This is a genomic window from Acinetobacter sp. T_3_1 (genome assembly GCF_025377055.1).
In the GTDB taxonomy this organism is placed as follows: domain Bacteria; phylum Pseudomonadota; class Gammaproteobacteria; order Pseudomonadales; family Moraxellaceae; genus Acinetobacter; species Acinetobacter kookii.
Genome location: NZ_JACHVD010000001.1, coordinates 123,748 through 139,022, shown reverse-complemented (window position 1 = coordinate 139,022; position 15,275 = coordinate 123,748). Strand labels below are relative to the sequence as shown.

Here is a 15,275-nt window from a genome sequence, read left to right as displayed (position 1 = left end):
ATTAATTCTCAAGTTTCTCTTGTTGGATTTGCTCTGAAGTTTTACCAAAACGACGTTCACGCCCAGCAAAGACCGCGAATGCATCATCTAATTCTTCTACGGTAAATTCAGGCCACAAGGTTGGGGTAAAATATAGTTCAGCATATGCCGCTTGCCACAGCAAGAAATTCGACAAGCGATAATCACCCCCTGTACGGATCAGTAAATCCACAGCAGGTAAATCGGCCATGCAGACATGCTGCCCAAACAGTTCAGCATCAATATCTTCAAGCGCAATTTTTTTCGCCAACACGTCTGCCGCAATCTGTTTTGCAGCCTGAGCCATATCCCACATACCACCATAACTGATGGCAATGGTTAAAGTCATGCTGTCGAACTTAGCAGTCCTTTGTTCAGCTTGCAACATTAACTCGCGTAAACGATCAGACAAACGTGAACGGTCGCCAATAAAACGTAAGGCGATATTGAATTTTTCCATCCGTGGCAATTGCTCATGTATGGTTTCTTCCAACAATGCCATGAGTAAATCGACCTCAAACTGAGGACGATTCCAGTTTTCACTGGAAAATGCAAAAACGGTTAATGCTTGAATGTGATTTTTTCTACAGTGCTCAACAATCGGATCCAGGACATTCTTCCCTTCACGATGGCCTGCACCTTTTTGCATTTGCTTTTTTTTTGCAAAACGATTGTTGCCATCCATGATGATGGCAACATGTTTTGGAAGAAGCATACTGTCTTCTGATACGGTCATTAAATCTTAGACCTTCATCAATTCAGCTTCTTTAGCAGCCAAGCGCTTTTCAACTTCAGCAACAAATTTATCGGTGATTTTTTGGATGTCATCACCTGCACGGCGCTCATCATCTTCAGAAATTTCTTTTTCTTTCAACAATGCCTTGATGTCACCCAATACGTCACGACGAATGTTACGGATAGCGACTTTGGCATTTTCCGCTTCATTACGTGCCACTTTCTGCATATCACGACGTGTTTCTTCAGTCAGTGCCGCCATTGGTACACGAATCGCGTCAGCCGTAATCGGGTTAAGACCCAAGTCCGATTCACGAATCGCTTTATCAATTGCAGAGACCATTGAACGCTCAAATGGCTGAACAAGCAATGTACGCGAGTCTTCAACACCCACGTTCGCCACCTGGTTTAATGGCACATCCGAGCCATAGTAAGGAACCATAACACCGTTTAAGATTGATGGATGCGCGCGTCCTGTACGAACCTTGGCAAAACCATGCTCCAAAGACTCAAGCGTCTTGTTCATACGGTCTTCAGCGTCTTTTTTAAGATCGTTAATCATGTGATCTTCCTTACTTAATTCTAAGAGATGTAATAACTAAATAGCGTGTAGTATAAAGAGCTTTCAGGCTCACGTACATTAATTCGTAACGTGAGTCCCTTCTTTTTCACCCATAACGACTGAAAGCAATGAACCTGCTTTGTTCATGTCGAAAACTTGAAGTGGCACATTATGGTCACGGCACAGGCAGATTGCAGTCAAGTCCATCACACCCAATTTTTCATCAAGTACCTGATCGAAAGTCAGGGTTTCATATTTCACCGCATCATCGTATTTGCTTGGGTCTTTATTATAAACACCATCCACTTTGGTTGCTTTCAAGATCAGGTTGGCTTCAATTTCAATACCACGCAAGCAGGCTGCTGTATCTGTAGTAAAGAACGGATTACCTGTACCAGCAACAAATACGCAGACTTCACCTTGAGTCAGATGACGAATCGCATCACGGCTAGAATAAGACTCAACCACAGCACCAATTGGAAGTGCTGACATTAAACGGGTTTTAATGTTACGGCGCACCAAGGCATCACGTAATGCCAGACCATTCATTACCGTAGCCAGCATACCCATTTGGTCACCGGTTACACGGCCAACCAGACCATCTTTTTGCAATTGGCTACCGCGGTACAGGTTACCGCCACCTACCACAATACCCACCTGAACACCCAAACCGACCAAGTGCGCAATCGCTAGGGACATTTGATCAAGCACGGTTGCATCAATGCCCATATCTTTATTTCCAGCCAGTGCTTCACCAGAAAGTTTCAATAAAATACGTGCATAGCGGGGCTTTTTTGAGTCCAACATCAGGAAATCTCCGAATCTTTCAATATCTAAAATTTTATTCGTGTTGTTAAATTAAAAATCAGGCTGATTTAATCCGAATTAACTTTGCATATAAATCATATTCATCTGCATCGGTAATTTCGACTTCAAGCAAATCACCTGCTTTAATCTGACTTTTATCAATATCTTCAACAAAGACATTGCCATCAATTTCAGGCGCATCGGCATAAGAACGTGCAACGGCTACCGGGAATTCTTCTTCCAGATCATCCACCAGTACAGTCATGGTTTGGCCAATGCGTTTTTGCAGTTTGGCTGCAGAAATTTCCTGCTGAACCTGCATGAAACGTTCATAGCGGTCTTGCTTGATTTCTTCCGGCACATGATCCGGCAAGTCATTTGCTGTCGCGCCCTCAACTGGTGAATAAGTAAAGCATCCGACGCGATCAAGCTGGGCTTCTTTGAGCCACTCCAACAAAATTTGGAAATCTTCTTCGGTTTCCCCCGGAAAACCCACCACGAAGGTTGAACGAATCACCAGATCCGGACATTTTTCACGCCACAATTTTAAACGCTCCAGTGTATTTTCACTGTGCGCCGGACGTTTCATCAGTTTCAAAATTTTAGGGCTGGCATGCTGGAATGGAATATCCAGATAAGGCAAGATTTTACCTTGTGCCATCAAATCAATGACGGCATCCACATGCGGATATGGATAGACATAGTGCAGACGCACCCAGATGCCTAACTGACCCAATGCTTCACACATGTCATAGAATTTGGTTTTTACCGGCTGGCCGTTCCAGAAATCCAACTTGTATTTTGTATCTACACCATAAGCGGAAGTATCCTGAGAAATAACCAGGACTTCTTTCACACCTGCACGCTTGAGCGCTGCTGCTTCTTCAAGTACAGAACCGACTGGACGTGATACCAGGTCACCGCGCATGCTTGGAATAATACAGAAAGTACAACGATGGTTGCAGCCTTCGGATATTTTCAGATAAGCATAATGTTTTGGCGTCAGGCGGATGCCTTGTTCTGGAACCAGATCAATAAACGGATTATGTTTTGGTGGTTCAGGCACGTACTGGTGTACGGCTTCCATCACTTCCTGATATGCCGCAGCACCTGTCACTTTGAGGACATTCGGGTGCATCTGGCGAATTTTGTCTTCATCTTTACCCAAACAGCCAGTCACAATCACACGACCGTTTGCGCTCATGGCTTCGCCAATCGCATCTAAAGATTCTTGTACTGCAGATTCAATAAAACCACAGGTATTCACAACAACTAAATCGGCACCGTCATAATCCGATGCCACATCATAACCTTCAGTCTTTAACTGAGTTAAAATTCGTTCGGAATCTACCAATGCCTTAGGACAACCTAAAGAAACAAAACCGACTTTGGGGGATTTCATGAATCTGCGCTCCACTATAATGCGCGTATTGTATGTCTTTTCGAATCATAAAAACAGGTGGAATCCGGACTCTTTACATTGCGCACCAAAATACGGCTATATTTTTAGCAAATAATTCAAACGCACCATTTTGGTTCACTAATAATTCCATTTCTATTACTATGGAATTGAAATTCTGTTATCAAAAACAAAAAAGCACACTTTTATAGCGACAGAATTTATATTTTTACCCATGCTCAAAGTTGGCGTGCATTTTGCTTTATTTCGACCACGTTTAACTCGTTGAATGTCCCATAACAGGGAGAAATGACAAGAAGTGCAGATGCCATTGCGCTATTTTAACACAGGATGCTTTCGCAAATGGATCAACCCGTCGCTATCGACTACCGCCTTTTAGTGGATAATTTAACCACTGCGATTTTATTGGTCGACAGTCATCTGAACATTTTTTATTTGAATTCTTCTTGTGAATCCTTGTTCGACATCAGTTTACTGCGTGCGGCGGGGCAGCCGGTGTTAAATTTGCTGCATATGCCAGATGATGAGTTCAATACTGAAGAAGCCTTGCTCAATACCTTTAAAACCGGACAACCTTATACGCGTCGTGAAGCCACCATTAGTGTCAATTTTAAAGATATTCATGTTGATTACACCGTATCTCTGATTAATTCGCAGAAACCCTATCATCCGCTGCTCTTGATTGAATTGAACCAGATTGACCGGATGCTGAAAATATCCAAAGAAGAAAACCTGATTCAGCAGCATCAGGTGGCCAGACAGCTGATTCGTGGCGTCGCCCATGAAATTAAAAACCCTTTAGGCGGCATCCGCGGCGCCACCCAGCTCTTGGCACGCAGCCTGAATGATCCGCAATATGAAGAATTTACCGACATTATTATTAGTGAAGTAGACCGTTTACGTAATCTGGCCGATACCATGTTGGGTTCCCGCCAGCTACCAAGTTATGAACTGGTCAATGTGCATGAACCTTTAGAACGTGTGCGTTCACTGATTACCAATCAAACCAAAAAGAAAATCAAAATTACCCGGGATTATGATCTGTCCTTGCCCGAAGTCCTGGCGGATCGTGACCAGCTCATTCAAGTCATGCTCAATATCAGTGTCAATGCCGTACAAGCCATGATGGAAAATAAGGAATTCTTTGTTGATCATCAGCCGGAACTGATTTTAAGAACCCGGATTCAGCGCCTTGTCACCATTAATGGGGTGTTAAAGCGTTCGGCAGTTCGTATTGATATTGAAGACAATGGTCCGGGTGTGCCTGAAGAAATCCTGGAATCGGTATTTTATCCATTAGTCACAGGACGTGCTAAAGGCACCGGGCTCGGTTTGAGCATTGCACAAAACATCATGCACCAACATAGCGGAATGATTGAATGCCAATCCGTTCCAGGAAAAACAGTATTTAGCTTATATTTACCTTGGGAGTCTAACCATGTCGCGAAATAAAATATGGGTCATTGATGATGATCGTGCCATGCGCTGGGTTTTGGAAAAAACCTTCAAAGAAGAAGGCTTTGACGTAACCAGCTTTGAAGAGGCACAGTCTGCACTGGATCAGCTCAGCATAGATGCCCCCGATGTGATTCTCACCGACATTCGCATGCCAGGCATCGATGGCCTGACTTTCCTGGGCAAAGTCAAAGGCACTCATCCTGATTTGCCGGTCATTATCATGACTGCGCATTCAGATCTGGAATCTGCTGTTTCCAGCTACCAAACCGGTGCTTTTGAATATTTACCTAAACCGTTTGATATTGATGAAGCCCTGGCACTGGTCAACCGCGCCATTCTGCATATTGCCAAATTGCAGCAGCAGGAATCTGCCAAAGCCCCCCCTGCCATTCAGTCGACTGAAATTATTGGCGAATCTCCTGCCATGCAGGAAGTATTCCGTGCCATTGGGCGTTTATCCCAGTCGCACATTACGGTACTGATCAACGGTGAATCTGGCACAGGTAAAGAGCTGGTGGCACATGCGCTACACCGTCATTCGCCACGCAGCAGCAAACCTTTTATTGCCCTGAATATGGCAGCCATTCCGAAAGACCTGATTGAAACCGAACTTTTCGGTCATGAAAAAGGTGCATTCACCGGTGCCAACTCGCAGCGTCAAGGCCGTTTTGAACAGGCCAATGGCGGTACATTATTTCTAGATGAAATTGGTGACATGCCCTTTGAAACCCAGACCCGTTTACTGCGTGTTCTGGCAGATGGCGAGTTTTACCGTGTCGGTGGACATATCCCGGTTAAGGTCGATGTGCGTATTGTCGCGGCAACGCATCAGGATCTGGAAAAACTGGTGCATGACGGACGCTTCCGCGAAGACTTGTATCATCGCCTGAATGTGATCCGTATCCATATTCCTAAACTGGCCCATCGCAGTGAAGACATCCCTATGCTGGCGCAGCACTTTCTGGCCCGTGCGGGTAAAGAACTGGGCGTAAATCCTAAAATCTTGCGTCCAGAAACCCAGGAATACATGCAACAGCTACCGTGGCAAGGCAACGTGCGTCAGCTCGAAAATACCTGTCGCTGGCTTACGGTGATGATTACCGGCCGTGAAGTTTATCCTGAAGATTTGCCTTCGGAACTAAAACAGATTCCAATTCAGCGTTCAGGTGAAGATGCACAGTCACACAATACCTTTGACCGCATTTCACTGCATCACTGGGATGAGTTATTGGGTCAATGGGCCATCCAGAAACTGAAAAATGGTGAGATGAAGATTTTGGACATTGCCACACCAATGTTCGAACGCACTTTAATTACCGCAGCTTTACAGCAAACCCGTGGTCGCAAGCGCCATGCTGCGGAATTGCTCGGCTGGGGACGCAACACCCTGACGCGCAAACTGAAAGAACTAGGCATGGATACTGCCGATGATGATGTAGAAGAAGAAATAGAAAGCTAAACTTTTCTGTCCATAAAAAAGCGCCTCAGGGCGCTTTTTCATTATTGGGTTTTCAAGGGGTCAATATACTTATGCGGTAAAACCCACATAGCGGAAATATCCCTCAATCCCCAGATCAGATTTAAAAATCAAATAATCAGGATAAGTGGATTTGACAATTTCGGCAAACATATTTACCTGATCATCATGAGCATGCAAATCATCCACAGAACGTGGCATAGTCTGCTCAAATTCATCAGTCATATATTCAAAGCCAATATCCATAGCAATAAACAATACATGCTCGCAGGGTTGTATATATTGTTCTTCTGCCCAATTGATCACGTGCTGCTGACAGTGTGGACATTGGATATTATCTGTGGCTTGAATATCGAGTTCGATCAGTTGATAGCTCATAACATTATAAATTCAGTCTTCTATCCGACTATATTAACAAACTCAAAAGTGAATCCTTAAAAATAATCAACAAAAAAGGGAATCCTCAAGATTCCCCCTTTTTTAAAGCGTTATGCTTTTATTTATGTGCGGCTTTATAACGCGAGAGTGCAGTTACTGCTACTGCCGAGATAGCCACGGCAGGTAAACTTGCCATTAAAATCCCCGTGGTTCCCAAACCGATGGCCAAGATTTTTCCTGTCAATAATGGTCCTGTCATTGCACCTAATCGGCCCAAAGAAATCGCACTGCCTACGCCTGTGACTTTACCTGTACCCGAATAGAAAATTGGGGAAATGCCATATAGAATTGATTGTCCGCCTGTCGAGAAAATCCCGCCCATAAACCCTGCCAGAATAAGTACTGGAATAGAGGTAGAGGTAAATAACAATACAAGGGCAATAAATAAACCAGTATAGATAATTGCCGCCATCTGCCACAATTTTAAACGGTCCAGCAAATAACCCAAAGCCAGCGTACCAATGACAGCGCCTACCTGGAATACCAGCATCACCATGAAAGCCTGTGGCTTTTCCAAGCCTTGTTCCATCAGCAGATTAGGTAACCAGCTAATCAGAATATAATTGATCATCAGGGTAAAGAAGAAACCCACCCAAAGCGGCATCGTATATTTATATTGCTGATGCTTAAATAATACCTGCACCATAGATGGAACAGCTTCAGTTGCAACTTGCTCAACAGCGATTTTCTTAGGCTTGTCTTTAAGAATAATCGCCATAAATGGCAACAGAACCAAAGGGGTTAAACCACCAATTAAAAACAAGGTATGCCAAGAAATATCTTTAAATAAGATGGCCAAGCCTGCAACAAAGATAGCCCCTACCGGTAATCCGCAATACATCAAGCTGTTCAGCTTGCCGCGGTTGGCTTCTGTCGCCTCATCTCCCACCACGGAAATCATGGTTGGCATTGCCGCCCCCAAACCCAGACCAGTAAAGAAGCGCGCTGCATATAAAATTTCAACACTCGGTGCGATTGCGGTAAGCGACATAAATAGACCGAAAATTGCAATTGAAAGCATTAAAACTTTCTTCTGTCCCAAATAGTCGGCAACACGTCCCCCAAAGAACGCACCAAACAACATCCCAAAAACACCCAAACTAAATACATAGCCCATTTGCACCTGGTCAAGAGCAAATGTTTCAGCAATTCCTTTTGCTGCAATACCCGGGGCTTGAAGATCAAAACCCTCAAAAAATGCAACCCAAAAACACAAGAACACCGTTAAGAATTTTTGCATTTTACCTGTTTGTATTTGTGCCATGATTGAACTCCGTCCATAGTAAGCAAATTAGCCTGCAGCAATTTGCTTCGCTATTTTCAGATCAATCTGTTGAAATAAATACCACTACAATGGTCGGGTTTATTGAGCATCAGCCTAGCAAACAGCGATTGAATTAGACGTAAAAGATTATATAAATAGACTTTTTAAATCTTAATACTATAAATTCAATAATATTTTCAAATACTTATATTTTCGGTAGTTATTTATGATCAAACCATAGCCAAAAGCAATGGTTTAAAACTAAACAATAAAAAGCCCGCATTTAGCGGGCTTTTTACCAACTTAACTCACATTGTATTAAGCAGATTTTTTCGCCTGATTATTCTTACGAATGGTAATCATCACCAGTTGAACTGCCGCTGGTGTCACACCCGGAATACGGCTTGCCTGAGCAAGCGTTTCAGGACGAACATCTTTCAGTTTAAGTGTAATTTCACGCGATAAACCAGAAACCACATCATAATCAAAGTCTGCAGGAATACGGGTTTCTTCCAGACGCTTCATTTGCGCCACGTCTTCTTGCTGACGGTTGATATAACCTTCGTATTTCACCGCAATTTCAATTTGTTCACCAACAAATGCAGAAACTTCTGAACCCGTAAGTTCAGCAATTTGCGCGAAGCTGATGTTAGGACGTTTGAGCAAATCAATAGCAGAACATTCTTTAGACAGATCTGCACCGGTCATTTCAACGAATTTTTTGCCCATTGGATTGTTTGGCGCAGCCCAGAGGTGTTGCAAGCGGCCTTTCTCAGTTTCTACCGCTTCCATTTTTTCACAGTAAGATGCCCAGCGCGCATCATCCACCAGACCCATTTCACGGCCAATTGGAGTTAAACGCTGATCCGCATTGTCTTCACGCAGCATCAAGCGGTATTCGGCACGTGAAGTAAACATGCGGTACGGTTCTTTGGTTCCCAGGGTAATCAGGTCATCCACCAATACACCCATGTACGCTTCATCGCGTTTCGGTGTCCATTGCTCCTGATCCCATGCACGGCGGGCAGCATTCAAGCCCGCCAATAAACCTTGTGCACCTGCTTCTTCATAACCGGTTGTACCGTTAATCTGACCTGCAAAGTACAGGTTATTAATAGCCTTGGTTTCTAAAGAGAATTTCAACGCCTGTGGGTTGAAATAGTCGTATTCAATGGCATAACCCGGACGAAGAATGTGTGCATTCTCCATACCACGGATTGAGCGAACCAGCTCAAACTGCACATCGAAAGGCAATGAAGTCGAAATACCGTTTGGATAAAGCTCATGCGTATCCAGACCTTCTGGCTCAAGGAATACCTGGTGCGAATCTTTATCGGCAAATTTGTGAATTTTATCTTCAATTGACGGGCAGTAACGTGGACCCACACCTTCAATCACACCAGTATACATTGGTGAACGGTCGAGTCCGCCACGGATAATGTCGTGAGTTTTTTCATTGGTATGCGTGATATAGCAGTTGATCTGTTCCGGATGCATGGATGCATCACCCATGAATGACATGGTCGGAGACGGGAAATCACCGGGCTGCGGAGTCATGACAGAAAAATCTACTGAACGTGCATCAATACGCGGCGGTGTACCTGTTTTTAAACGGCCTACAGGAAGTTTCAGTTCACGAAGGCGCGCAGCCAGTGAAATTGAAGGCGGATCACCGGCACGACCACCAGAGGCATTATTCAAGCCAATGTGAATCACACCGCCCAAGAAGGTACCGGTCGTCAACACGACAGTTTTCGCATCAAAGCGGATGCCCATCTGGGTGACTACACCTTTAACCGTATCGCCTTCAACAATCAGGTCGTCTGCCGCCTGCTGGAAAATATCCAGATTCGCCTGGTTTTCCAGGGTATGACGAATTGCTGCCTTAAAGCGTACACGGTCAGCCTGGGCACGTGTTGCACGTACCGCCGCACCTTTACGTGAATTCAGGATACGGAACTGGATACCGCCCTTATCGGCAGCCAATGCCATTGCACCACCCAGGGCATCAATTTCACGGACCAGATGTGATTTCCCAATACCACCAATCGCCGGGTTACAGCTCATCTGCCCTAAAGTCTCAATGTTGTGAGTCAAGAGCAGAGTCTGTCGACCCATACGCGCTGCAGCAAGGGCTGCTTCGGTACCTGCGTGACCGCCACCGATAACAATGACATCGTAAACTTTAGGATAATGCATAATGGTTTGAGAGATAAAAAATGATGACGGAGCATTATATCAAAATTAAGCAAAATAAGTTGACAAAATGAGTCGAATTTCATGAGGAAGATTGAAACGATTTTCAACGTTTTAATGTTGCAATGTAATCCGACTTTTCAGACTCGCTATAGAAATTAAACATTTAAGTAAATTTTTTTACTTGATTAGCATTGTTTAAATTTGATTACTTTTTAAGCTATAGGTTGGGTACATTACGAACAAAGGTATAAAAGATGAATAAGAATATTTTCCTCTCATCCATGCTCTGCGGTTTATGTTTCGCACCATTTGCAGCTTCCGCAAATGATAAGGTCGAAAAAGTATATGATTCTCAAAGGTACCAAAAGGTGTGTAAAGGTAAAAGTCAGGGTGCACCGGTCAGTTTTGCCTATCGAGGCATTATCTGGAATGGTACCTGCGAACCTCAATTCTTTCCTTCAGCAAAAAACTCATCCATTGCCGGAGATGAACCCGAGTTAACCAGTGCATGCAGTGGAGATACTGGCGCGACATCTGTAAACATCAACGGGACTGAAGTTAAAGGTAAATGTGCTTTAGGTTTTATGGCTCCTCGTCCTTCTCAATCACAAATGCAACAATCCCAACCACAAATGCAACCACAAAATCAAATGCAACCACAACATCAAATGCACATGCAGCAGTCTCAACCGGAAATGCAAACCCAGCCTCAAATGCAGCCCCAACCTGAGATGCAGCCACAACAATCTCCATAAAAAGTTAATTTTATTCAAATAATTAACGGGTAAAATACTTGGTTTTTACCCGTTTCATATATTGCTTATTTAAAAATCTTGTTTAAACTCTAAGAATATCAAAGGATAAAAACAATAAAGGATATTCCATGGATTCAGGACTCTTTACCCTTTTTTTACCTCTTATACTTGCTTTTATGATGATTGGTTTAGGGCTTGAACTTACAGTTAAAGATTTTCTTCGTATCCGTCATCATCCTAAAGCCATTTTTTTAGCTTTATTTTCACAACAAGTCATTTTGGTGGGTGTCGCATTTTTTATTTGCATTTTATTTAAGCCTTCTCCACTTTTAGCGGTTGGCTTAATGTTGCTTGCCGCTTCTCCTGGTGGCCCTACAGCAAATTTGATTAGCTATATTTTTAAGGGAGATGTGGTCTTAAACCTTACCCTTACAGCCCTTAATTCTATTATTTGCACTTTTACCCTGCCTTTTATTGTCAATTTATCCATGCTTTATTTTTTAGGCGAGTCGCAAAGCATTACCATGCCTGTTGAAAAAATCATTCAGGTGTTTTTAATTATTTTGGTTCCGGTGGGTTTAGGGATGCTGATTCGTTCGATTGTCCCACAAATAGCATTGCAGCTGAACAGACCTATGCGGTTATTTTCTGTGATTTTTTTAGTTGCGCTTTTCTCGTACGCCCTCTATAGAGAACGATTTAATGTTACCGAATACTTTGCCGAGATTGGCGTTGCCATAGCACTGTTTTGCTTCATCAGTTTTTTAGTGGGTTATCTGGTTCCACATTTATCTGGAATTTCCGATCGGCAGGCTCGTGCATGCACATTTGAAGTCGGCATTCACAATACAGGCATTGCACTGACTATTGCGCTTTCCGTGTTATCGAATACCACAATTGCCATTCCCGCAGGAATTTATACTATTTTTATGTATATTTTTGCCTTTGCATTTGGTTATATCCTGAACAAAAATCCACAACTGCTCCATAAAGACAAGGTACGCACGCTAAATGGCTAAGATACAACTGCCCTGTTGAGAACATACTTATACAAAAACAGGTATATAAAAAGCAGTTATACAAAAAAAATCTCATGCATAAGTCACAAAGTGATCATTAAGTGTCAATAAACTTGGGATTAAAAGCTCCTTCTCTCTTTGAAAGAAGAAAAGGATAAAGGGATTTTCACGATTGATTCACTGTTTAAAAAATGACTGCTGAAAAAAGTCTATTCATACATCTATATTGCCAGTAAAGTTGCATAGAAAAAATCACTAAAAACTCAGCTCAACAAGAATAAATATAGGAGACTTGAAATGAATTCAGGAATCATTACCATTTTACTGCCTTCGGCACTTGCTATTATTATGGTGGGCCTGGGTCTGGAGTTAACCCCCAAAGATTTTGCCAGAGTCACCAAACACCCTAAAGCCGTTTTAATTGCGTTATTTTGCCAATTGGTACTTTTAGTAGGGATTGCATTTATTCTATCTAAGGTTTTAGCCTTATCTCCCTTATTAGCCGTTGGTTTAATGTTACTTGCGGCTTCTCCGGGTGGCAGTACAGCCAACCTGTTTAGCTATCTGTTTAAGGGTGATATTGCACTGAATATCACCCTAACCGCAATTAATTCTGTCATTGCTGCTTTTACGCTACCTTTAATTGCCAACTTTGCCATCCAGCATTTTATCAATGACGGACAACAGATTAGCTTACAGTTCAGTAAGATATTACAAGTCTTTGCCATTATTATTATCCCGGTCTGCATAGGCATGCTGATTCGACACTATGCCCCACAGTTCACAGAAAAGTTAAATAAACCGCTACATATATTCGCGGTTATATTTTTAATACTGATTATTATTGGCGCAATTGTGAGTGAACGTCAGAATATTGCCGAGTACTTGACTCAAGTGGGAGCAGCTACAGCACTGTTCTGTATGTTTAGCCTGTGTATCGGCTATTTCGTGCCTCGGCTACTCGGTATTCCTAGTGCCCAGGCGCGTGCCTGTGCTTTTGAAATTGGCATCCACAACAGCACCTTGGCCATGACCATTGCACTTACCGTGATGGCGAACTCCACCATCGCCATGCCAGCTGCGGTATATTCTATTTTTATGTATATCTTTGCCGCGCTATTTGGCATGCTTTTAAATAAATTCGCCGCTCACCCAGCAGCCATAGCCACCTGATACAGCTTAAATAAATAGAGGACGGGGCTGCACGTCCTTTTTCAAGATAGTTTTTATCAATATGTAGTGGTTTCCACCTGAGTTCCGTTACAATGGCGTTTTTATAAAACAAATTTAGGTTATCTCCGTGAAGTGGTTACAAATTCATATTACTGTCGAGCAGGCTCAAGTCGATTTTACTGAAACACTCTTAAATTCATTAGGTGCAGTGAGCGTAACTTTAGATGATGCTGAAAATCAGGACTTGCTTGAACCACTTCCAGGTGAAACTCCGCTGTGGAATAAAGTCATTGTGACAGGTATCTATGCGCAGGAAGATGAAGAAGAAATTGATGTAGATGCGTTAATTACCTTTATTACTGCACAAATGCCTGAAGCACCATTACGTTATGAATTTCTTGAAGACCAGGAATGGGAACGCACCTGGATGGATGCCTACGAGCCCATTCAAATTGCTGAAAAATATTGGATTGTCCCTGAATGGATGGAGGCTCCCGAAGCCGATGCGGTCAATATCAAGCTTGATCCAGGCCTAGCTTTTGGTACCGGCAACCATGCTTCAACTTTCCTTTGCCTGCAATGGCTCGGCAAAACCGATCTCAAAGATAAAATTGTGATCGACTACGGTTGTGGTTCAGGCATTTTAGGGGTTGCCGCTTTATTGCTGGGCGCAAAAAAAGTTTATGCCACGGATATCGATCCGCAAGCTGTGTTGGCGACCCAACAAAATGCTGAACTGAATGGTGTGCTTGAAAATCTGTACGTAGGTCTACCAGATGAGTTCAATGAAGAGCTGAAAAACCAGAAAGCCGATGTATTTGTCGCAAACATTCTGGCAGGCCCTTTAATGGCACTTGCGCCGGAATTCGCAACTTTGGTCAAATCTGAGGGTGAGTTCGCACTTGCTGGTATTTTAGAAGAGCAAGTTGCTGATGTTTCTAGTGTTTATTCTGAATTTTTTGATATACTGCAAATCGAAAAACGTGACGAACATTGGTGTCGAATTTCGGGTAAACGCCAAACTACCCCCTAAAAATCTTGAATAGACTATGAGCGAAAAACAAACCTACTGCCCTAACTGTTTGACCAAGTACAAAGTCTCTGTGGCTCAACTTACAGTTGCTCGCGGTATGGTTTGTTGTGCAAAATGCTCAACCAATTTTAATGCATTGACCCATCTGGTCGCAGAGAAAGAAGAAACTTTCTCTCCCGCTCAAACAGCTTCTTCTTCAGATCCATCCCAGCAAACTTTTGTATCCAATGCACTGGTTAAAGAGCAGTTGATTACGGAACAGAAACCGGTACAACATTTATTGGAGATTTTCGATCGTAAAGTTGAAAACTCGAATATCGATTTAAAGACCTATCTCAATAACCTGAATTATTTTAGTACAGAACCCATTGGCAACTACCCTGCACTGAACTGGTCAGAAAAAGCTGAACAAGAGAAAACATATGGTACGCGGCATTATGTTTTATGGGGAACCATTAACTTATGTCTGGCCAGCTTGCTGATTTTGCAATTTTTTTGGTTTAACCCGAAAATCTTAAATAACAGTCCGGTATTTAGTGCTTTATTTAATACAGCCTGTCAGGCTTTTAATTGTTCGGTGATGGAAGAAAATTATCGCCTGATCTCCACCAACAAGTTAAAGGTTAAACAGATTTCCAGACAAGAAACCCAGTTTACTGGAGAACTGATTAACTATCATACCGAAAGCCTGGCTCTTCCAATGATCAAGGTAAATCTGAAAGCAAATGGGGAAACCGTATCAACTTATTTATTTAAACCTTCTGAATATTTGATTACCAGTCTCCAAGGAATTCAAAGAATTCCCCAAAATAGTCCTTTTAAATTCAAATTTAGCATTCCTATGCCACGCAAAAGCTTTGACACTTATAGTTTAGAAATAATTCGCCCGTAATATTGAAAAAAACTATTAAAAAATA

General features: G+C 42.7%; 13 protein-coding genes and 1 pseudogene. 7 read left to right on the top strand and 7 right to left on the bottom strand.

Translation table 11 applies throughout. The features are described 5' to 3' along the window. Position 1: 1 nt before the first annotated feature. From uppS to rimO, 4 genes are all read right to left on the bottom strand, one after another. On the bottom strand, positions 2-754 hold the full coding sequence (gene uppS / locus H4I94_RS00460; protein ID WP_092819387.1) for a polyprenyl diphosphate synthase: 753 nt from the start codon (positions 752-754) through the stop codon (positions 2-4). Positions 755-760: 6 nt separating this feature from the next. Beyond that, complete coding sequence (gene frr, locus H4I94_RS00455; protein ID WP_092819386.1) at positions 761-1,315, bottom strand: ribosome recycling factor; 555 nt, start codon at positions 1,313-1,315, stop codon at positions 761-763. Positions 1,316-1,393: 78 nt separating this feature from the next. Then, positions 1,394-2,122, bottom strand: coding sequence for a UMP kinase (gene pyrH / locus H4I94_RS00450; protein ID WP_092819385.1), 729 nt, complete (start codon positions 2,120-2,122; stop codon positions 1,394-1,396). A gap of 58 nt (positions 2,123-2,180) precedes the next feature. Continuing rightward, positions 2,181-3,524, bottom strand: a complete 1,344-nt coding sequence (gene rimO / locus H4I94_RS00445) for a 30S ribosomal protein S12 methylthiotransferase RimO (RefSeq protein WP_261180932.1) — start codon at positions 3,522-3,524, stop codon at positions 2,181-2,183. Between the two features lie 360 nt (positions 3,525-3,884). Here rimO and glnL point away from each other — a divergent pair, with 360 nt between their 5' ends. Both glnL and glnG read left to right on the top strand, forming a co-directional pair. Next, positions 3,885-4,994 carry a nitrogen regulation protein NR(II) gene (glnL, locus tag H4I94_RS00440; protein ID WP_261180930.1) on the top strand — a complete coding sequence of 370 codons (1,110 nt, stop codon included), beginning with the start codon at positions 3,885-3,887 and terminating at the stop codon, positions 4,992-4,994. Continuing rightward, on the top strand, positions 4,981-6,459 hold the full coding sequence (glnG, locus tag H4I94_RS00435) for a nitrogen regulation protein NR(I) (RefSeq protein WP_261180928.1): 1,479 nt from the start codon (positions 4,981-4,983) through the stop codon (positions 6,457-6,459). Before glnL ends, glnG begins: the two co-directional genes overlap by 14 nt. Before the next feature lie 69 nt (positions 6,460-6,528). Here the strand turns inward: glnG and H4I94_RS00430 are convergent, their stop codons facing one another. From H4I94_RS00430 to mnmG, 3 genes are all read right to left on the bottom strand, one after another. Further along, a complete protein-coding gene (locus H4I94_RS00430) occupies positions 6,529-6,855 on the bottom strand; it encodes a hypothetical protein (protein ID WP_131274044.1) in 327 nt (108 codons plus the stop codon). Between the two features lie 118 nt (positions 6,856-6,973). Beyond that, positions 6,974-8,179, bottom strand: coding sequence for a 3-(3-hydroxy-phenyl)propionate transporter MhpT (mhpT, locus tag H4I94_RS00425; protein WP_131274045.1), 1,206 nt, complete (start codon positions 8,177-8,179; stop codon positions 6,974-6,976). Positions 8,180-8,497: 318 nt separating this feature from the next. Further along, the gene (gene mnmG, locus H4I94_RS00420; RefSeq protein WP_092819378.1) at positions 8,498-10,378 is read right to left on the bottom strand and encodes a tRNA uridine-5-carboxymethylaminomethyl(34) synthesis enzyme MnmG; all 1,881 of its coding nucleotides are present in this window, start codon (positions 10,376-10,378) and stop codon (positions 8,498-8,500) included. 254 nt (positions 10,379-10,632) lie between these two features. Here mnmG and H4I94_RS16235 point away from each other — a divergent pair. The 5 genes and pseudogenes from H4I94_RS16235 to H4I94_RS00395 form a co-directional block, all read left to right on the top strand. After that, positions 10,633-10,977: pseudogene (locus tag H4I94_RS16235) on the top strand (hypothetical protein); the annotation flags it as partial. A gap of 284 nt (positions 10,978-11,261) precedes the next feature. Then, positions 11,262-12,152, top strand: coding sequence for a bile acid:sodium symporter family protein (locus H4I94_RS00410; protein ID WP_092819376.1), 891 nt, complete (start codon positions 11,262-11,264; stop codon positions 12,150-12,152). 297 nt (positions 12,153-12,449) lie between these two features. After that, positions 12,450-13,325: a bile acid:sodium symporter family protein gene (locus H4I94_RS00405; RefSeq protein ID WP_261180922.1), complete on the top strand. Its 876-nt coding sequence runs from the start codon at positions 12,450-12,452 to the stop codon at positions 13,323-13,325. Between the two features lie 127 nt (positions 13,326-13,452). Beyond that, positions 13,453-14,358 carry a 50S ribosomal protein L11 methyltransferase gene (gene prmA / locus H4I94_RS00400; protein WP_092819374.1) on the top strand — a complete coding sequence of 302 codons (906 nt, stop codon included), beginning with the start codon at positions 13,453-13,455 and terminating at the stop codon, positions 14,356-14,358. Positions 14,359-14,374: 16 nt separating this feature from the next. Next, positions 14,375-15,250 carry a zinc-ribbon and DUF3426 domain-containing protein gene (locus tag H4I94_RS00395; protein ID WP_261180920.1) on the top strand — a complete coding sequence of 292 codons (876 nt, stop codon included), beginning with the start codon at positions 14,375-14,377 and terminating at the stop codon, positions 15,248-15,250. The last annotated feature ends 25 nt before the right edge of the window (positions 15,251-15,275 follow it).